The sequence below is a fragment of the Alteriqipengyuania triglochinis genome (genome assembly GCF_054655655.1).
In genome coordinates, this window is sequence record NZ_BAAHNC010000002.1 from 538112 (window position 1) to 555993 (window position 17882).

17 protein-coding genes are annotated in these 17882 nt (G+C 66.3%); 9 read left to right on the plus strand and 8 right to left on the minus strand.

Going from position 1 to position 17882, the window contains the following annotated elements:
• On the plus strand, nt 1–1218 hold the full coding sequence (gene kynU / locus ACYQ0L_RS08425) for a kynureninase (protein WP_459789021.1): 1218 nt from the start codon (nt 1–3) through the stop codon (nt 1216–1218).
• Nucleotides 1219–1243: 25 nt separating this feature from the next.
• Here the strand turns inward: kynU and ACYQ0L_RS08430 are convergent, their stop codons facing one another.
• Together ACYQ0L_RS08430 and ACYQ0L_RS08435 are read right to left on the minus strand one after the other, a co-directional pair.
• Nucleotides 1244–1606 (minus strand): hypothetical protein, encoded by a 363-nt coding sequence (locus tag ACYQ0L_RS08430; protein ID WP_459788619.1) that lies wholly within the window; start codon nt 1604–1606, stop codon nt 1244–1246.
• A 40-nt stretch (nt 1607–1646) separates the two neighbouring features.
• Nucleotides 1647–2255, minus strand: coding sequence for an HNH endonuclease (locus tag ACYQ0L_RS08435; RefSeq protein ID WP_459788620.1), 609 nt, complete (start codon nt 2253–2255; stop codon nt 1647–1649).
• Nucleotides 2256–2382: 127 nt separating this feature from the next.
• Here ACYQ0L_RS08435 and gluQRS point away from each other — a divergent pair, with 127 nt between their 5' ends.
• From gluQRS to ACYQ0L_RS08460, 5 genes are all read left to right on the plus strand, one after another.
• Nucleotides 2383–3219 carry a tRNA glutamyl-Q(34) synthetase GluQRS gene (gene gluQRS, locus ACYQ0L_RS08440; RefSeq protein ID WP_459788621.1) on the plus strand — a complete coding sequence of 279 codons (837 nt, stop codon included), beginning with the start codon at nt 2383–2385 and terminating at the stop codon, nt 3217–3219.
• 3 nt (nt 3220–3222) lie between these two features.
• The gene (locus tag ACYQ0L_RS08445) at nt 3223–3453 is read left to right on the plus strand and encodes a hypothetical protein (RefSeq protein WP_459788622.1); all 231 of its coding nucleotides are present in this window, start codon (nt 3223–3225) and stop codon (nt 3451–3453) included.
• A gap of 18 nt (nt 3454–3471) precedes the next feature.
• On the plus strand, nt 3472–4047 hold the full coding sequence (locus ACYQ0L_RS08450; protein ID WP_459788623.1) for a cob(I)yrinic acid a,c-diamide adenosyltransferase: 576 nt from the start codon (nt 3472–3474) through the stop codon (nt 4045–4047).
• Between the two features lie 75 nt (nt 4048–4122).
• Nucleotides 4123–4992 (plus strand): 3-hydroxyacyl-CoA dehydrogenase NAD-binding domain-containing protein, encoded by an 870-nt coding sequence (locus ACYQ0L_RS08455; RefSeq protein ID WP_459788625.1) that lies wholly within the window; start codon nt 4123–4125, stop codon nt 4990–4992.
• A gap of 146 nt (nt 4993–5138) precedes the next feature.
• Complete coding sequence (locus tag ACYQ0L_RS08460; protein ID WP_459788627.1) at nt 5139–5495, plus strand: hypothetical protein; 357 nt, start codon at nt 5139–5141, stop codon at nt 5493–5495.
• A gap of 19 nt (nt 5496–5514) precedes the next feature.
• Here the strand turns inward: ACYQ0L_RS08460 and ACYQ0L_RS08465 are convergent, their stop codons facing one another.
• Nucleotides 5515–5913 (minus strand): YidH family protein, encoded by a 399-nt coding sequence (locus ACYQ0L_RS08465; RefSeq protein ID WP_459788628.1) that lies wholly within the window; start codon nt 5911–5913, stop codon nt 5515–5517.
• 48 nt (nt 5914–5961) lie between these two features.
• Nucleotides 5962–8559, minus strand: a complete 2598-nt coding sequence (gene mutS, locus ACYQ0L_RS08470) for a DNA mismatch repair protein MutS (protein WP_459789022.1) — start codon at nt 8557–8559, stop codon at nt 5962–5964.
• A gap of 176 nt (nt 8560–8735) precedes the next feature.
• On the opposite strand from mutS, the gene ACYQ0L_RS08475 reads away from it, so the two are divergent.
• Nucleotides 8736–10997, plus strand: a complete 2262-nt coding sequence (locus ACYQ0L_RS08475) for an NADP-dependent malic enzyme (RefSeq protein ID WP_459788630.1) — start codon at nt 8736–8738, stop codon at nt 10995–10997.
• Between the two features lie 19 nt (nt 10998–11016).
• Here ACYQ0L_RS08475 and ACYQ0L_RS08480 read toward each other — a convergent pair whose 3' ends face one another.
• Together ACYQ0L_RS08480 and ACYQ0L_RS08485 are read right to left on the minus strand one after the other, a co-directional pair.
• Nucleotides 11017–11700 carry an SDR family NAD(P)-dependent oxidoreductase gene (locus ACYQ0L_RS08480; protein ID WP_459788631.1) on the minus strand — a complete coding sequence of 228 codons (684 nt, stop codon included), beginning with the start codon at nt 11698–11700 and terminating at the stop codon, nt 11017–11019.
• Nucleotides 11701–11712: 12 nt separating this feature from the next.
• The gene (locus ACYQ0L_RS08485) at nt 11713–13080 is read right to left on the minus strand and encodes an NAD-dependent succinate-semialdehyde dehydrogenase (protein ID WP_459788632.1); all 1368 of its coding nucleotides are present in this window, start codon (nt 13078–13080) and stop codon (nt 11713–11715) included.
• 154 nt (nt 13081–13234) lie between these two features.
• Between ACYQ0L_RS08485 and ACYQ0L_RS08490 the strand changes: the two genes are divergently transcribed.
• Nucleotides 13235–13837 (plus strand): outer membrane protein, encoded by a 603-nt coding sequence (locus ACYQ0L_RS08490; RefSeq protein WP_459788634.1) that lies wholly within the window; start codon nt 13235–13237, stop codon nt 13835–13837.
• A gap of 49 nt (nt 13838–13886) precedes the next feature.
• Here the strand turns inward: ACYQ0L_RS08490 and trmB are convergent, their stop codons facing one another.
• Entirely contained in the window at nt 13887–14600 is a 714-nt protein-coding gene (trmB, locus tag ACYQ0L_RS08495) for a tRNA (guanine(46)-N(7))-methyltransferase TrmB (RefSeq protein ID WP_459788635.1), read from the minus strand.
• Nucleotides 14601–14642: 42 nt separating this feature from the next.
• Entirely contained in the window at nt 14643–16439 is a 1797-nt protein-coding gene (locus ACYQ0L_RS08500; RefSeq protein ID WP_459788637.1) for an SLC13 family permease, read from the minus strand.
• 178 nt (nt 16440–16617) lie between these two features.
• On the opposite strand from ACYQ0L_RS08500, the gene ACYQ0L_RS08505 reads away from it, so the two are divergent.
• A complete protein-coding gene (locus ACYQ0L_RS08505; protein ID WP_459788638.1) occupies nt 16618–17880 on the plus strand; it encodes a mechanosensitive ion channel family protein in 1263 nt (420 codons plus the stop codon).
• Nucleotides 17881–17882 lie beyond the last annotated feature (2 nt).

Consider the following 17882-nt stretch of genomic DNA (forward strand, 5'->3'; position numbering starts at 1 on the left):
ATGCTGAGCCAGGCGCGCGACCTCGATGCTGCCGACGCCATCGCGCATTTCCGCGACCGGTTCGACCTGCCCGAAGGCGTGATCTACCTCGATGGCAACTCGCTCGGGCCTTTGCCCAAGGTGAGCCGCGAGCGGTTGCACCGGGTGATCGATGCCGAGTGGGGCGAAGGGCTGATCCGCAGCTGGAACGAACTGCCCGGCGGCGGGGGCGACTGGATCGCGATGCCCCAGCGCGTGGGCGCGAAGATCGCCCCGCTGGTAGGCGCGCAGCCGCACGAGGTCATCGCGTGCGATTCGGTCTCGGTGAACCTCGCCAAGCTGATCGGCGCGGCGCTGTCGCTCAATCCCGACCGCAAGGTGGTACTGAGCGAGCCGGGCAATTTCCCGACCGACCTCTACATGATCCAGGGCCAGCCTCGGGTCGAACAGCGGCTGGCGCCGCGCGATGCGATGGTCGATGCGCTCGACGAGAGCGTCGCGCTGCTGCTGCTGACGCATGTCCACTACAAGACCGGCGAAATGTTCGACATGGAGCGGCTGACGAAGGCCGCGCACGATGTCGGCGCGATCGTGCTGTGGGACCTGTCGCATTCGGGCGGCGCGGTGCCGGTGGACCTGAATGGTGCTGGAGCGGATCTCGCGGTGGGCTGCGGCTACAAGTACCTGAACGGCGGCCCCGGCGCGCCCGCCTATGCCTTCGTTGCCGAGCGCCACCACGGCGATTTCACCCAGCCGCTGACCGGCTGGTTCGGCCACGCGCAGCCCTTCGCCTTCTCCGACGCATACGAGCCTGCCGAGGGGGTCAAATGCCTGCTCGCGGGTACACCGTCGGTGCTGGCGATGGCCGCGCTGGAATCCGGCGTGGAGCTGATCGCCGAGATCGGAATGGACGCGCTGGTCGCAAAATCGCGCGCGCTGAGCGAGTTCTTCCGCGAATGCGCCGCGGACCTCGATCTCGATCTCGTCAGCCCGCGAGACCCCGCGCAGCGCGGCAGCCAGCTGAGTTTCCGGCACGAGAACGCCTATGCGCTATCGCAGGCACTAATCGCGCGCGACGTAATCGGCGACTTCCGCGATCCCGACATCCTGCGGCTGGGCTTCGCGCCTGCGTACCTGCGGTTCGAGGATATTGCCGAAGCCGCGCGCCATTTGGCCGAGGTGCTGGAGACCGGCGAATGGCAGGAGCCGCGCTATCAGGAACGGGCTGCAGTTACTTAACGACTGGCGGCCGCGTTGGCGTGTTTCAGTCGCGAGGCTCTTCCAAGCTCTTCAGATACTGGTCCGGAGTCATAGCGTCCTCATAGCCTTCATCGGTTGGACGAAGACATTCCCCCGTTCCGACATAAGAGCCAAAAATTCCGCCCTTCAATTCAGGGTCCTTGATCCTGACGCGCACATCATCACCATAGGATGCGCACTCCTGAGCAATCATGCGGCTCAGATCCTTTTTAGAGGTGTAAACGCAGCCACTCGTGATCACGGCACCAAGGATGCAGGCGAAAGCGTAATTTCTGTTCATGGGAAAAATCGTCCGGGAGGCAGGATGTGCTCGCCCAACCGAATAAATCACTCGCAGGAAATTCGGAAACACAAATGCGGCAGCCACGACCTGGCTCCAACGAATTTCGGGGTCAGTGATCGCAAAGTCACGCCTCGAGCTCGATGTCCCAATACAGCCAGTCGCGCCAGGTTTCGTGGAGGTAGTTGGGCGGGAAGCTCTTGCCGTGCTGTTGCAACTGCCAGCTGGTCGGCCGGATCGGCTCGAGCATCAGCCGCATGCCCGCCTGTTTCGGCGTGCGTCCGCCCTTCTTCATGTTGCACGGCGCGCAGGCGGTGATGATGTTCTCCCACGTGGTCTTGCCGCCCAGCCGGCGCGGGACGACATGGTCGAAGGTCAGGTGGCTGGGGCTGCCGCAATACTGGCAGGTGAAGCGGTCGCGCAGGAACAGGTTGAAGCGGGTGAAGGCGGGGAACTCGCTCGGGCGAACGAACTGCTTGAGCGCGATCACGGATGGCAGCTTCATGTCGAGCGAGGGCGAATGCACCTCGCGCTCGTAGCTCGCCACCACATCCACCCGGTCGAGGAAGATCGCCTTGATCGCGGTCTGCCACGGCCAGATCGATAGCGGATAATAGGACAGCGGCGTGTAATCCGCGTTGAGAACAAGTGTCGGGCACGCCGACAAGTTCCTCGTCGGGTCTTCATCTGCGCTGCGGAAACTTGCCGCGCGTTCGATCAGATCGGCCTTGAACACTTCGCTGTGTCCTCCCTGATGCGATGAAAGGACCATTTGCCTGCAAAAGCGTCAAGCCTGTTACAAATCGTCTTTCCACAGTCCTTTTTGACGACTTGCCGGTTTTGCGGGTTAAGGACGTCCCGTCATGACGATTACCCGCTTCGCTCCCAGCCCGAACGGCCCGCTGCACTGGGGCCATGCCTTGTCGGCCATTGTCGCGAACGATTTGGCGCGAGAGGCCGGTGGGCGGTTCCTGCTGCGGATCGAGGATATCGACGGGCCGCGCAGCCGCCCCGAACTGGCCGACGAATTCCGCCGCGATCTCGAATGGCTGGGGCTCGAATGGGACGAAGTGCCCGCGCAGTCGACGCGAATTGCCAGCTACGAGAAGGCGGCGCGATCGCTGTTGGAGCGCGGCCTGCTCTATCCGTGCACCTGCACGCGCAAGGAAATCGAATCGCTCGCCCCGCGCATGGGCCCCGAAGGACTGATCTACCCCGGCACCTGCAAGGGCCGCCTGCTCGATCCTGCAAAGCCCGCGGCGCTGCGGCTCGACCTCGACCGTGCGCTGGCGGAAACGGGGGAGCTCGTCTGGCACGATGCAATCGCGGGCGAGCAGCGCGCCGACCCGCGTGAATTCGGCGATGTCGTGCTGGTGCGCAAGGACCTGCCCGCCAGCTACCACCTGGCCGCCACGCTCGACGATGCCGCCGACGGGGTCACGCTGGTCACGCGCGGGTTCGACCTGTTCCATGCCAGCCCGATCCACCGGGTGCTGCAGGCGCTGCTCGGCCTGCCGGAGCCCCGCTGGCACCACCACCCGCTGCTGCTGGACGATGAAGGCCGCAAGCTTGCCAAGCGGCGCGGCTCGCCAGCGCTGGCGGACTACCGCCTGCGGGGCGAGGACGGGCGCAGCTGGGCGGAAAAGCTGCGTACCGCCCAATGGCCATGTGGCATTTCGCTTGGTAAGGCCCACATCTAACCCATGAACACGATCCTCATCATCGCCGTCATCCTCCTCTCGATCATGGTCGTGGTCTCGCTGGTGCGCGGGGTCATCGCGTTCCTGAAGACGACGAAGATCGATCTCGAGAACAACACGGGCGAAACCGTGTCGGAGATGCAGATGCTGCAGAACAAGGCGATGTTCGACCGGATCAAATACCAGTTCGCCGCGATCGTGGTGGTCATGATCCTGCTTGCGGTGGCGAACTGACCGGGCCATCTGGCCGGCATGGTCAAACTCAACAAGATCTACACCCGCACCGGCGATGACGGCACGACCGGACTCGTCGACGGCAGCCGTAGTGCCAAGCATGCCGCGCGGATCGAGGCGATCGGCGCGGTCGACGAGGCGAACAGCGCGCTGGGCCTCGCGATCGTCGTGGTCGAGGATGCGGACGACCTGCGCCGCATCCAGAACGACCTGTTCGATCTCGGCGCGGACCTCGCCACGCCCAAGGGCGCGCTCGACGGTGAAGGCTTCGAGCCGGGCGAGATGGTGCTGCGCGTGGTGCGGGGCCAGGTCGAGTGGCTGGAACACACGATCGACACCGCTAACGAGCAGCTCGAGCCGCTGACCAGTTTCGTCTTGCCGGGCGGGTGCGAGGCGGCGGCGAGGCTGCATGTTGCACGGGCTACGGTGCGCCGGGCCGAACGGGCGATGACTGCGCTGGCCAGTCACGAGCCCGTCAATCCTGCCGCGTTGCAATATATCAACCGCCTGTCGGACCTGTTGTTCTGCCTTGCCCGGCTGGAGAACGACGGCGGCCGCTCGGACGTCACGTGGGTTCCGGGCGCCAATCGCTAACTCGCGGGTAGCCAGCGGGCGGCGTGCGCGCTAGCCAGCGGGCTTTGCTGCATATGCGAAGGACGAAAGCCAGTCATGCAAACCATCGGTGTCATCGGCGCGGGCCAAATGGGCTCGGGCATCGCGCAGACCATCGCGCAGCACGGCATCGACGTGCTGCTGACCGATCGCGAACTGGCGATCGCCGAACAGGCGCGCGAGGGGATCGAACGTGCGCTCGGCAAGCTGGTCGGCAAGGGCAAGATCGAAGCCGCCGATGCCGAGGCTGCGCTCGCCCGGATCAAGCCGGTCGCCGACGTTGCGCCGATGGCCGAAGCCGACATGATCATCGAGGCCGCGACCGAAAAGGCGGAGATCAAGAAGGCGATCTTCGAGAATGCGGGCACCGTGCTGGCGCAGGGCGCGATCATGGCGAGCAACACCAGTTCGATCCCGATCACCCGGATGGCGAACTGGTCGCCCGACCCCGCGCGCTTCATCGGCCTGCACTTCTTCAACCCCGTCCCCGTGATGGGCCTGATCGAAGTCATCCCCGGCTTGGCGACCGATAAGGATGTGACCGATCGCACGATCGCCTTCGCACATCTGCTGGGCAAGGAAGTGGTCCTCTCGCAGGACGAGCCCGGCTTCGTCGTCAACCGCATCCTGCTGCCGATGATCAACGAGGCGGTGTTCGTGCTCGGCCAGTCGACCGCCAGCATCGAGGACATCGATCTGGGCTGCCGCCTCGGCCTCAATCACCCGATGGGCCCGCTGCAGCTGGCGGATTTCGTCGGGCTGGACACCTGCCTCGACATCATCCGCGTGCTGCACGAGACGACCGGCGACACCAAGTACCGCCCCGCGCCGCTGCTGGTGAAATATGTCGAAGCCGGCTGGCTGGGCCGCAAGACGGGCCGCGGCTTCTACGACTATTCGGGCGATGCGCCGGTGCCGACGCGCTAGTCGGCGTCGATTCGCTCACTGCGCTCGCTGCGCCCGGTACCAGCCCACACCCCCACCCGGAGTGCGGGCCGGTGCCGCCACGAAGACTTCTCCTCCCCCGGAACCGCTCAAACCCCCCACCCGTTCATGAGGAAAGGAGATTTCCCATGGACGACAAGAACAAAAAAGAGCTGCCCTCCGACTTCGATGGCGAGCGTCGCCAGACCGACGATCTGGCCCCCGAGAACGAGAATTCGGAGCAGGTGGGGGCTTACGACCAGGCCCAGACCGTGTCCGACCAAGCGCAGAACGTTTCGACCTCGATCCTCGGCACCAATTCCGAGCATGCGCCCAGCGGCCTGACCGCCCCCGACGCGCAGGATGTGGTCGATCACATGAACCAGATGGAGCGTGGCAACACGGTCGACATGTCGGCCTATGCGGGTGAGCCCAATCACGACGACAATGTCGATAAGTACGGGAAGCCTTCGAAGCCCGACGGGCTTCGCGGCGACGGCACCTGAGTCTGCGCGGAAGTCTGCTTTAGCCTTCCACCAGCACCCATAGACCGACGGTGACGATAAGCGAGCCGATCGCGACCCCATACGCCATGACGCGGAAATTGGGGGTCGGGATCGGCTCGAACTCGTGCGTGCTCAGCCGGGCCAGCGTCTTGCAGGCGCGCCGCTCCGCAGTGATCGCCAGCCAGCCACCGCCAAGGATAAAGGCGGTGGCAATGACCTTGGGCATCCACGACGGGTCCCACGATCCGAACAACGCCCGGAAGCCCAGACCGATGCCGATTGCGGCGAAGGCGGTGCGCATCCAGCCCGCGAAGGTCCGCTCCATCGCCATGATGTTGCGATCTTCTGCCAGATCGGTGCGGAACTCGGCCCACTGCGTGTTCTTGTCCGGATCGTCGGGGGGATCGTCCTGTGCCATGGACAGGAAACCTAGCGCGCGCGGTAAGGAACGCAAAATTCCTGAAAGTTAGCTTTCGCCGCCTTCGCGTTTGAGTTCGTAGAGAACGTCCAGCGCGTCGCGTGGGGACAGCGCATCGACATCGAGCGCGGCGAGGCGTTCGCGCAGGGTGTCGCACTCTTCCTCCTGCGCCCGCAGCGCAGCGGAGAACAGCGGCAGGTCGCCGAGCCCGGCGGCGAGCCCACCCGTCTCCTCGCGTCCGCGTTCCAGCTTGGCCAGCACCGCGCTTGCCCGGTCGACCACGCCCGCGGGCACGCCCGCGAGCTTGGCGACCGCGAGGCCGTAGCTGCGGTCGGCAGGCCCCTGCGCCACTTCGTGCAGCAGCACGAGATCGCCCTGCCATTCGCGCGCGCGGACGTGGTGCAGCGAAAGCGCCTCGCAGCTATCCGCGAGCCGCGCGAGCTCGTGGTAATGCGTCGCGAACAGGCAGCGGCAGCGGTTGGTCTGGTGGATCGCCTCGGCCACCGCCCACGCCAGCGCCAGCCCGTCATAGGTCGAGGTGCCGCGCCCGACCTCGTCGAGGATCACGAAGCTTCGCTCGGTCGCCTGCGCGAGGATGGCGGCGGTCTCGACCATCTCGACCATGAAGGTGGAGCGGCCGCGCGCGAGATTGTCGCTCGCGCCCACGCGGCTGAACAGCCGGTCGACCAGCCCGATGCGTGCGCCTTGTGCGGGCACGTAGCTGCCCGCCTGAGCCAGCAGCACGATCAGCGCATTGGCGCGCAGGAAGGTCGATTTACCGCCCATGTTGGGCCCGCCGATCAGCCACAGGCGGTCGCTTTTGCTCAAGGCACAATCGTTGGGCACGAAGCGCTCGCCCGCCTTGGCCAGCGCCGCCTCGACCACGGGATGCCGCCCGGCGACGATATCGAGACAGGGCGCATCCTCGATCTGCGGAGCGCACCAGTCTCCCTCCGCTGCACGCTCCGCCAAACCTGCCGCGACGTCGACCCGCGCGAGCGCCGCAGCCGTGCGCGCTATGGCTTCGCGCTTGGCGACGACTTCGCCCACCAGGCCTTCGAAATGCGCCTCCTCGGCGGCGAGCGCGCGGCCGCCCGCCTCCGCGATGCGCGTCGCCTCCTCGTGCAAGTGAACCGAGTTGAAGCGCACTGCGCTCGCCATGGTCTGGCGGTGGGTGAAGCCGCTGTCCGGGCCCATCAGTGCATCGCCGTGGCGCGAGGGCACTTCGATGAAATAGCCGAGTACGCCGTTATGCTTGATCTTGAGCGCGGAGACCCCGGTTTCGGTGCGGTAGCGCGCTTCGAGCGCGGCAATGGCCCGGCGCGCGTTGCCCGAGGTTTCGCGCAATTCGTCGAGCGCGGCGTCGTAGCCTGCGGCAATATAGCCGCCGCCCGAACGCTCGGTCGGCGGGGAGGGGACGAGCGCGGTTGCCAGCTCGCCCACCAGCGCCCCGTGGCCGGTCAGGTCGGGCAGCAGCGTATCGAGCAGCGCGGGGCGATCGGGCAGGCGCGAGAGCGCGCCGTGCAGGTCGCGCGCCTGCGCCAGTCCGTCGCGTACCTGGCCGAGGTCGCGCGGGCTGCCGCGATCCGCGACCAGCCGCGCCAGTGCGCGCGCGACATCGGGAATGGCGCGCAATGCCTCGCGCGTGTCGCTGCGCAGGATCGGGTCTTCATTGAAGAACCGCACCAGCGCCAGCCGTGCCTCGATTCCGTTCTTGCGGGCGAGGGGGGCGGCCAGATCTTCGGCCAGCTGGCGCGCGCCCGCGCTGGTCACGCAGCGGTCCACCGTGCCAAGTAGGCTGCCCTGCCGCTGGCCGCTCTGCGTGGCCGTGATTTCGAGGCTGGCGCGGCTGGCCTCGTCGATCGCCATCGCCGAATCGCTGGCGTTGATCGTCGGCGGCAGGAGGAAGGGCGTCGCCCCGCGTCCTGCATGGTCGAGATAGGCGAGCAGACCGCCCGCCGCCGCCAGCATGGCGCGCGTGAAGTCGCCGAACGCATCGAGGGTGGAGACCGCGTGCAGATCCTGCAGGCGCTGGCGACCACGCTCGCTCGCGAAGTCCGATGCCGGGCGCAGCGTCGCCTCGCCGGGCGCATCCTCCCACGTTTCGGGCGCGACGATCTCGCTCGCGCCGAGGCGGGATAGCGCGGTGGCGAAACCGTCGGGCCCGCATTCCTCCAGCTCCATCCGTCCGGTCGAGATGTCGCACGCCGCAATGCCGATCGTCCCGCGCATGTCGCACACCGCCGCGAGGCGATTCGCGCGGCGCGGTTCGAGCAGCGCATCCTCGGTCAGCGTGCCGGCGGTGACGAAGCGGACGATCTCGCGCTTCACCAGCACCTTGGACGAAGGCTTGCCCTCCGCCTTGGCGCGGGCCTTCGCCTCGTCCGGGGTCTCCACCTGTTCGGCGATCGCGACGCGGTGGCCGGCGCGGATCAGCCGCGCGAGGTAGCCATCCGCCGAATGGACGGGCACGCCGCACATCGGCACGGCCGCGCCATCCTTCTCCCCGCGGCTGGTCAGCGCGATGTCGAGAACCCGGGCGGCGACCTTCGCATCGTCGAAGAACAGCTCGAAGAAATCGCCCATGCGGTAGAACAGCAGGCATTCGCCCGCTTCGTCCCTGAGGGCGTGGTACTGTTCCATCATCGGGGTGGGTTTGCCGGTCACGCCTACCCGCGTAGCGACCCTGCCCCCGATTCGGGAAGCGACCGGCGTTTCGCTGTCCCCGATATCCCGCGCGAAAAAGCGTGTCCGGCGACACTGGCGATTTGCGGACATTGCCTCTACGGCATGCCGGACATCCGGACATGAAGAGGGCCAGAATGGCTGACGACAAGAATGCGAGCTTCGAGGCGCGCGAGGCGCTGCTCTATCACGAGAGCGGACGGCCTGGGAAAATCGAAATCATCGCCTCCAAGCCGATGGCGACCCAGCGCGACCTGAGCCTCGCCTATTCGCCCGGCGTGGCGGTACCCGTGCAGGCGATCGCCGACGATCCCGCCAATGCCGCGAAATACACCGCGCGCTCCAACCTCGTCGCGGTCATTTCCAACGGCACCGCTATTCTGGGCATGGGCAATCTGGGTGCGCTGGCATCCAAGCCGGTGATGGAAGGCAAGTCGGTCCTCTTCAAGCGCTTCGCCGATGTCGATTCGATCGACCTCGAGCTGGACACCGAAGACCCGGACAAGTTCATCGAAGCGGTCGCGCTGATGGAGCCGAGCTTCGGCGGGATCAATCTGGAAGACATCGCCGCGCCCGAATGCTTCATCATCGAGCAGGCCCTGCGCGAACGGATGAACATCCCGATCATGCACGACGACCAGCACGGCACCGCGATCATCGCGGCGGCGGGCCTGATCAACGCCGTGCACCTGACCGGGCGCAAGTTCAGCGACTGCAAGATGGTCGTGAACGGGGCGGGTGCCTCCGCGCTCGCCTGCACCGCGCTGATCAAGGCGATGGGCGTCCCGCACGAGAACGTGATCGTGTGCGACCGCTCGGGCCCGATCACCCCGGGCCGTGCCGATGTCGACCAATGGAAGAGCGCGCATGCCGTGCCGACCGATGCGACCAGCCTCGAAGAGGCGCTGGAGGGGGCGGACATCTTCCTCGGCCTGTCGGCTGCAGGGGCGCTCAAGCCCGAGTGGGTCAAGAAGATGGCCGATCAGCCGATCATCTTCGCGATGGCAAACCCGATTCCCGAGATCATGCCCGAAGAGGCCAAGGCCGTGCGCCCCGATGCGATCATCGCGACCGGGCGTTCGGACTACCCGAACCAGGTCAACAACGTGCTCGGCTTCCCGTTCATCTTCCGCGGCGCGCTCGACGTGCGGGCGACCGCGATCAACGAGGAGATGAAGATCGCCGCCGCCGAAGCGATCGCGGCGCTGGCGCGCGAGCGCGTGCCGGAGGAAGTGGCGGCGGCCTATGGCAAGAACCACAAGTTCGGGACCGACTACATCATCCCCGCCCCGTTCGACCCGCGCCTGATGGAGGTCGTCTCCTCCGCCGTGGCCGAGGCGGCGATGAAATCGGGCGTCGCGCAGGCCCATATCGAGGATATGGACGCCTACCGGCTGGCGCTCAAATCGCGCCTCAATCCGACGACCTCGGTGCTGACGCAGGTGTACGAAGAAGCGAAAGCCAATCCCAAGCGCGTCGTCTTCGCCGAAGCGGAAGAGGACGTCGCGCTGCGCGCCGCGATCCAGTTCCGCGATTTCGGCTACGGCACCCCGGTGCTGGTCGGCCGCACCAAGGCAGTGGCCGACAAGATGCACATGCTGGGCATTTCCGACATCAGCGGGTTCGAGATCCAGAACTCCGCCGACAGCGAGCATGTGCCCGAAATGGTCGAGTTCCTGTACAAGCGGCTCCAGCGGCGCGGCTATACCGAGCGTGACGTGCGCCGGATGGTCAACCAGGACCGCAACGTCTTCGCTTCGCTGCTGGTCGCGCTGGGCCATGGCGATGCGCTGATTTCGGGCCTGACGCGCACCTATGCGCAGACCGCGCGCGAAATCGGCCGCGTGCTCGACCCCAAGGAAGGCGAGATTTCCTTCGGCATCCACATGCTGATCGGTAAGAACCACACAACCTTCCTCGCCGACACGACGATCAACGAGCGCCCCAGTTCGGAAGACCTCGCGAAGATCGCGTGCGGAACGGCGGAAGTGGCGCGGCGCATGGGGCATGAGCCGCGCGTCGCCTTCCTGTCCTATTCCACCTTCGGCAATCCGTCGGGCAAGTGGCTGGAGAACATCCGCGACGCGGTGCACATCCTCGACGAGATGCAACCTGGCTTCGAATATGAGGGCGAGATGGCGCCCGATGCCGCGCTCAACGAAAAGGTGATGGCGCTCTATCCGTTCAGCCGCCTGTCGGGCCCGGCCAACGTGCTGGTGATGCCGGGGCTCCAGTCGGCCAACCTGTCGGCCAAGCTGCTGCGCGAACTGGGCGGCGATGCCACCATCGGCCCGATCCTGGTCGGCATGGAAAAGCCCGTCCAGATCGTGCCGGTCACCGCCAACGTGCCCGATGTGCTGACGCTGGCGGTGCTCGCTTCGGCAGGGATCGTGGAATAAAGGCTGGCGTGGCGGTCTCCTAGAAGGGGATCGCCTCGCCTTCGTAGTTCACGAAGCGGTAGCCACCACCACCGGCCTTCTCGACCACGTCGGCAAGGCCGGTGCAGCTTTCCTCGACCGTGATCTTGGCGTTGGGGCCGCCCATGTCGGTCTGCACCCAGCCGGGGTGGAGCGAGAGCACTTCGACGCCGCGCTCCTTCGCCTGTTGTTCGGCGATGCCCTTGGCGAGCATGTTGAGCGAGACCTTGCTGACGCGGTAGAATTCGTAACCGCCCGAACTGTCGGTAATCGATCCCATCAGCGATGACATGAAGGCCAAGGTGCCGCCGTCCTTCAGCAGCGGCAGCAGCGCCTTGCCGACCCGCGCGGGGCCGTAGGCGTTGGTCTGCATCACATGCGCGATTTGATCGTCGGTCGCTTCTTCGGCGGACTGGTGCGATGCCCCGGTGATCCCGGCATTGACGATGATCGCATCGAGCGATCCTTCGCCGAACTTGCCCGTCAGCCCCTGGTAGGTGTCGGGCTTGGTCACGTCGACGGTGACGATCTCAATCGCGTTCTTGTGGGTGCGGGCGGCTTCGTGCAGCCCGTCGCTGGGCGTCCGCTCGCTCGCCACGACGTGCCAGCCGCGGCCCGCGAATTCCTTCGTGAGGCCGAGGCCGATGCCGCGCGATGCGCCGATGATCAGGATTTTCTTGCTCATGTCGGGTCTCTCCTAGGCCGGGTGCACCAGCGTTTTCAGGTTCATGAATTCGTGCAGGCCGAACTCGGACAGCTCGCGCCCGTGGCCGGACCGCTTGATGCCGCCGAAGGGCGCTTCGATCTTCGATCCGTTGACCGCGTTGAAGGTGGTCATCCCCGCCTCGATGGCGTTGGCGAAATGCTCCTTCTCGTCCTCGTCCGTGGTCCATACGGCGGAGCCGAGGCCGAAGGGGATGGCATTGGCGATCGTGGTCGCCTCCTCGATATCCTTCGCCTTGTAGAGCTGGCCGACGGGGCCGAAAATCTCGTCGGTCCCGGTCTTGCTGGCAATCGGCACGTCGGTCAGCAGGCCGGCGGTCATCCACGCACCGGCGCGGTCGAGCTTCTCGGCTCCGAACACCAGCGTGCAGCCTTCTTCCGTGGCTTTGGTGACCTGATCCAGCACGGTGTCGCGCTGACCTTCGCTGGAGAGCGGACCAAGCTCCGTGTCGTCGTCCATCGGGTCGCCGAGCTTCACATCCTTCAGTGCAGCGACGAAGCGGTCGGCGAAGTCGTCGTAGATGTCGGCGTGCACGATCGTGCGCTTGCCGCAGATGCACGATTGCCCGTTATTCTGGATCCGCGCAGTCACCGCGTCCTTGACCGCCTGCTCGATGTCGGCCGACGGCATGACGATGAAAGGATCGCTGCCGCCCAGTTCGAGCACGACCTTCTTGAGGTGCTTGCCCGCCTGCTGCGCGACCGCGCTGCCTGCGCCCTCGCTGCCGGTCAACGTCGCTGCGACGACGCGGGTGTCCGCGATCACGTCGCCGATCGGGTCGGACGAAACGCACAGGTTCTGGAACAGTCCCTCGGGCCCACCGGCTTCCAGCACCAGCTCTTCCATCCGCTTGGCGACGCCCTGCACGATGCTGGCATGCTTGAGCAGGCCGACATTGCCCGCAAGGATCGTCGGCGCGAGGAAGCGCACGACCTGCCAATAGGGGAAGTTCCACGGCATCACCGCCAGCACGGGGCCTTGCGGCAGCCAGCGGCCTTCGGCGCGGCCCCCGTCGCTCAGGTCCCAGAACTTCGATTCGAGCATCGCCGGGCCGTGCTGCGCGAAATGGTGGAACAGGTCCGCGCATTTGCCGACCTCGGCCCGCGCCTGCGCGATCGGCTTGCCCATCTCGGTAACCGCGAGCTTCGCGAGTTCCTCGCTGTGCTTCTCGTACAGGTCGCCCAGCGCGGACAGGACGCCGGTTCGCCGATCGAGCGGGCTTGTCCGCCAGTCGCGATAGGCGCGTGTGGCGCTCTCCAGCTTCGCATCGATGCCGTTGGCGTCGAGGGTTTCGTACTCGGCGATGGTCTCGCCGGTTGCGGGGTTGGTGGTGGTAATCAAGCGTCTGGCCTTTCGGGGATGGGCTGTTGCTTCTTCAATCGCCCCCGGCGCACCACGTTCCGCCGCACGGGCTCCGCGCGGTTAACCGGGCGGAAACCATGTTTCTCCCATGTGGACGCAACGCCCCCGACAGGGCTCGCAAAAGGAAATCGAGATGAAGACATCGACCGCGGCCGCCGCCCTGGCGCTCGCCATGATCGCCACGCCCGCGATGGCACAGCAGAACACCGCCCCCGGCGGGGTCCACGTATCGGTCCTTGCCGGGTACGAGGGGCTCGATGTGGAAGCGGAAGACGGCAGCGTCACCGCCGATGCCGACTCGGCCGTGTTCGGCGTCGCGGCGGGTTACGACCTGTCGCTCGGCAGTGCCTTCGTCGGGGTCGAGGGCGAATATTCGACCAGCGGCGGATCGACCGAATTTCCCGGCAGCTTCGCCGGTGCGCGCGACGGGCTGGAAGCGGACGGGCAGTATTACCTCGGGGCCCGCGGCGGCTTCGCGGTGACCCCGGGTATCGCCGCCTATGGCAAGCTCGGCTTTACCTCGCTCGACACCCGTTCCTTCACCAGCGCCGGGTCGTTCTCCGATATCGAGGAAAACGCGACCGGCCTGCGCTTCGGCGGCGGCGTTCAGGTGGCACTGCCCGGACCGCTCGAAGCGCGGATGGAATATCGCCGCTCGCGCTATGGCGACGTCGGCGGCGACGTGGGCGAGGCGACCACCGACCAGGTCGTGGCGGGCGTGGGCCTTCGCTTCTGACGCCGGTTTCCCTGAAGAGCTAGCGAAGGCCGTCCGGGCGACCTTCACGCTATCTGCGGCGGTAGCGGAAGTACCAGACTTCGTGGCCCATCTGTTCACGGGCCTTCTTCTCGTAGCGGGTCTCGCACCAGCCCGAAGGGCGCTGCTGGAAGCTCTTCGGACCATCGACCACCCATTCGAACGGGCCGGTTTCCGGGTCGGTGAAGCGCCGCATCACCATCAGCGCGTGGCGTACGTACACCGCGTGATCGGTGCCGAAGCGGAATTCGCCACCCGGCTTCAGCTTGTCGGCAATCATCTGCACCGGCCCATCGTTCATCATCCGCCGCTTGGCATGGCGCGCCTTGGGCCAGGGATCGGGGTGGAGCAGGTAGACCATCGTCAGCGCCCCGTCGGGCACGCGCGAGAGCACGTTGAGCGCATCGCCCGCGTGCAGCCGGATGTTGGCGAGCCGCTGTTCCTCGACATGGGTCAGCGCCTGCGCGACGCCGTTGAGGAAGGGTTCGGCCCCGATGAAGCCGTGGTTGGGCAGCAGGTCCGCGCGATAGGCGAGATGCTCGCCCCCGCCGAAGCCGATCTCGAAATGCAGCGGGCAATCTTCGCCGAACAGGCGCTCGGCAGTGATCGGGCCTTCGTCGGGCACGGAGATCTTCGGCAGCAGATCGTCCACCAGCGCCTGCTGGCGCGCGCGCAGCGGCTTGCCGACGCTGCGGCCGTAGAGTCTGCTCAGCGTGGTGGGGTCGCCATCCTTGTATGCGGTCATGCCCGCGCCGCTAGCGCCAGGGCCGTGTTCCTGTCCAGCGGCTCAGCCGAAAAAGGCCCAGATCGCGAAGGACACGGCGAAGCCGACGACGATGTTCATCGGCACGCCGATCTTCACGAAGTCGGAAAAGCGGTAATTGGCCGCACCATAGACGAGCGTGTTGGTCTGGTAGCCGATCGGGGTCGCGAAGCTGGCGCTGGCGCCGAACATCACCGCCACGATCAGCGGCCGCGCGTCCATCCCGGCCGCATCGGCGAGCCCGATGGCGAGCGGCGTCATGATCACCGCGATGGCGTTGTTGGTGACCGCCTCGGTCAGCGTGCTGGTGACGGCGTAGACCAGCAGGATCAGCACCAGCAGCGAACTCGCGCCGAGCAGCGGCTGGATGGTCGCGACGATCAGTTCGATGGTGCCCGCATTGTCGAGCCCGGTCCCGAAGGCGAGCATGCCGAAGATCAGCACCAGCGTGCTGCCATCGAGGCTCGCCCAGGCATCGCTCGGCTCGATGCAGCGGGTCGCCAGCACCAGCGCCACGCCGCCCACCGCCAGCGCTTCGATCGGCAGCCCGAACACCGCCGCGCCCACCACCACTGCGGCCAGAGTGAGAATCGCGATCGGGGCCTTTGTCCGGCGGAAGGACTGCGCGGTGGTGAGGCCTACATTGGTCAGCTGGACATTGCCCTGCAGCGCCTGCGCCGCGTCGGGCCCTGCCGCGATCAGCAGCCGGTCGCCCGCGCGCACCCGCGTTTCGCCCAGCGACGGGCCGGGCAGGTGGTGTGGGCGCGCAAGGCCGAGCACGCGGACCCGCAGGCGTGAGAGCAGCGGGATCTCCTTGAGCCGCTGGCCGACCACCGGGTGCGTGGCGGAGACCACCGCCTCGATCACCTTCAGGTCCGCCGGGCGCTTGTCGCGCGCGGTCTCGACCCCGCCGCCCAGCCCGACGAGGCCGGTGCGGAAATCGGGCGCTTCGGCGAGCGAGGTGATCTCCTCCGGGCTGGCGCTGACGATCAGCTGGTCGTCGGGCGCGAGCAGCACATCGTCCAGATCCCGGCGGTAGAGATCGGTCCCGCGCTGGACCGCGACGATCCTCACCCCGGGACGCCGCCCGATATTGCTCTCCCCCAGCGTCTTGCCAACATATTTGCTGGTCTCGATCAGCGTCAGGTGGGTGAGGTAGATGTCGCTCTCGCGCGTTTCGTCGCCCATGCGCGGCCCGCGATTGGGCAGCAGCAGCGGCCCCAGCAGCAGCAGGACCGCAAGGCCCGCGACCAGGCCGACGACGCCGACCGCCGTGATCTCGAAAATCCCGAAAGGTGCCTGCCCCGCTTCCTGCGCCACGCCGTCGACCAGCAGGTTCGTCGAGGTGCCGATCAGCGTCATCGTGCCGCCGAGGATGCACAGGTAGGACAGCGGGATCAGCAGCCGGGTCGCGCCCGTCTTCAGCACCTGCGCCAGTTTCTTGACCACCGGGATCATCACGATGACGACCGGCGTGTTGTTCATGAAGGCCGACGCCGCGATCGTGCCCAGCCCGATCTCGGCGGTGGCCAACCGGGGGCTCTGCGTGGTCCGGCGGATGACCCAGCCCGACACCTCCTCCAGCGCGCCGGTCCGCAGCAGCGCGCCCGAGAGGATGAACATTGCCGCGATGGTGATCGGCGCCGGGTTGGAGAAGGTCGCCAGCATTTCCTTGGGCGAAAGATAGCCCAGCGCCAGCATGATCGCGCCCGAGACGACCGCGATGACCACCGGCGGCCGCCGCTCCATCATGAAGGCGATAAAGGTGAGCACTAGCAGCGCCAGGCCGATCTGGGCCGAATAGTCAGTGATGAACGACATGAGGCCCTGCGAAAGGTGTTGTAGCCGCTAGCAAATGCGCAGAGTTGCTGGGGGTTTCCAAGCGATTTGCGATGATCGACGGCAAAGCATTTGTTGTCCCCGCCCGATCACCGGCCAGCCGACAGGCCCGACGAGAGGGGTGACGCGAACGGGCGATCCGCGTTAGGCGGCCGGCGTTATGCAAGAAATGTTCACCTATCTAGAGGGGCAGCCCCCGCTGGTCGAGGCTCTGGGCGGAGTGGCGCTGCTGCTGGGAATCGCCTTCCTCGTCAATCTCGTGCTCAAGAAGGTGGTGCTGCGGCTGGCCGCGCCCTTCCTCGACCGGCGGACCAAGACGCCGGACAAGGCGGTCGGCTGGCTGGTCACCACCATCCCCCTGCTGATCCTTTCGCGCGGAATCGTTTTCGTCCGCCACCTGCCCGAAGAGCTGGAGGCGGTGATCTCCAATGTCGCCAATGCGACCATCGTGCTGGTCGTCGCGCTGGCGATCACGACCGGGCTGACCTACGTCAACGAGCTGTACAAGCGCCGGCCGGAAGCCCGCAATCGCCCGATCAAGGGCTTCCTTCAGGTGGTGAAGATCCTGGTGTTCGCCGCCGCCGCGATCCTTGGCGTCGCTGCGCTGATCGAACAGTCGCCGCTGCTGCTGCTGTCGGGGCTGGGCGCGATGGCGGCAGTGCTGTTGCTGGTGTTCAAGGACACGATCCTCAGCCTCGTCGCCTCGGTCCAGCTGTCCGCGCAGGACATGCTGCGGGTCGGCGACTGGATCGAGATGCCGCAGCAGAATGCCGACGGCGACGTGATCGACATCGCGCTGCACACGGTGAAGGTGCAGAACTTCGACAAGACGATAACCACGATCCCGACCTACAAGCTGATCAACGAGAGCTTTCGCAACTGGCGCGGCATGGCCGAGGCGGGCGGGCGGCGGATCAAGCGCGCGATCAATCTCGACCAGAACACCCTTCGCTTCCTGAGCGAAGAAGAGGTGGCGGAGCTACGCCGTTTCCGGCTGCTGCGCGACTATCTCGACCGCAAGGAGCAGGAATTGCGCGAATGGAACGCGCGCGAGCTGGCGGGGGAGGAGAACCCGGTCAACGCGCGGCGGATCACTAATATCGGTATGTTTCGCGCCTATGTGCTGGCCTATCTGCGCACCCATGCCCGGATCAATCACGACATGACGACGCTGGTGCGCCAGCTCGACCCGACGCCCACGGGCCTGCCGCTGCAGATCTATACCTTCGCTGCGACCACCCAGTTCGACGAATACGAAGTCATCCAGGCGGACATCTTCGACCATCTGCTGGCGATTCTACCCGAATTCGGGCTGCGCGCCTTCCAGGAGCCGAGTGGGGTCGACTTCGCCCGGCTTTCGCAGCCCCGAACGCTCCAACAATGGGAGCGACGCGAGACGGAAACACCGGGCGGTTTCAGCTAGAT

Excerpts from the sequence above, each read along its gene's own strand:
- ACYQ0L_RS08505 (WP_459788638.1), top strand. The coding sequence starts at position 16,618 with ATGCAAGAAATGTTCACCTATCTAGAGGGGCAGCCCCCGCTGGTCGAG.
- ACYQ0L_RS08465 (WP_459788628.1), bottom strand. The coding sequence starts at position 5,913 with ATGGCACAGGACGATCCCCCCGACGATCCGGACAAGAACACGCAGTGG.
- gluQRS (WP_459788621.1), top strand. The coding sequence starts at position 2,383 with ATGACGATTACCCGCTTCGCTCCCAGCCCGAACGGCCCGCTGCACTGG.
- kynU (WP_459789021.1), top strand. The coding sequence starts at position 1 with ATGCTGAGCCAGGCGCGCGACCTCGATGCTGCCGACGCCATCGCGCAT.
- ACYQ0L_RS08490 (WP_459788634.1), top strand. The coding sequence starts at position 13,235 with ATGAAGACATCGACCGCGGCCGCCGCCCTGGCGCTCGCCATGATCGCC.
- ACYQ0L_RS08450 (WP_459788623.1), top strand. The coding sequence starts at position 3,472 with ATGGTCAAACTCAACAAGATCTACACCCGCACCGGCGATGACGGCACG.
- ACYQ0L_RS08445 (WP_459788622.1), top strand. The coding sequence starts at position 3,223 with ATGAACACGATCCTCATCATCGCCGTCATCCTCCTCTCGATCATGGTC.
- trmB (WP_459788635.1), bottom strand. The coding sequence starts at position 14,600 with ATGACCGCATACAAGGATGGCGACCCCACCACGCTGAGCAGACTCTAC.
- ACYQ0L_RS08475 (WP_459788630.1), top strand. The coding sequence starts at position 8,736 with ATGGCTGACGACAAGAATGCGAGCTTCGAGGCGCGCGAGGCGCTGCTC.
- mutS (WP_459789022.1), bottom strand. The coding sequence starts at position 8,559 with ATGATGGAACAGTACCACGCCCTCAGGGACGAAGCGGGCGAATGCCTG.
- ACYQ0L_RS08500 (WP_459788637.1), bottom strand. The coding sequence starts at position 16,439 with ATGTCGTTCATCACTGACTATTCGGCCCAGATCGGCCTGGCGCTGCTA.
- ACYQ0L_RS08455 (WP_459788625.1), top strand. The coding sequence starts at position 4,123 with ATGCAAACCATCGGTGTCATCGGCGCGGGCCAAATGGGCTCGGGCATC.
- ACYQ0L_RS08480 (WP_459788631.1), bottom strand. The coding sequence starts at position 11,700 with ATGAGCAAGAAAATCCTGATCATCGGCGCATCGCGCGGCATCGGCCTC.
- ACYQ0L_RS08460 (WP_459788627.1), top strand. The coding sequence starts at position 5,139 with ATGGACGACAAGAACAAAAAAGAGCTGCCCTCCGACTTCGATGGCGAG.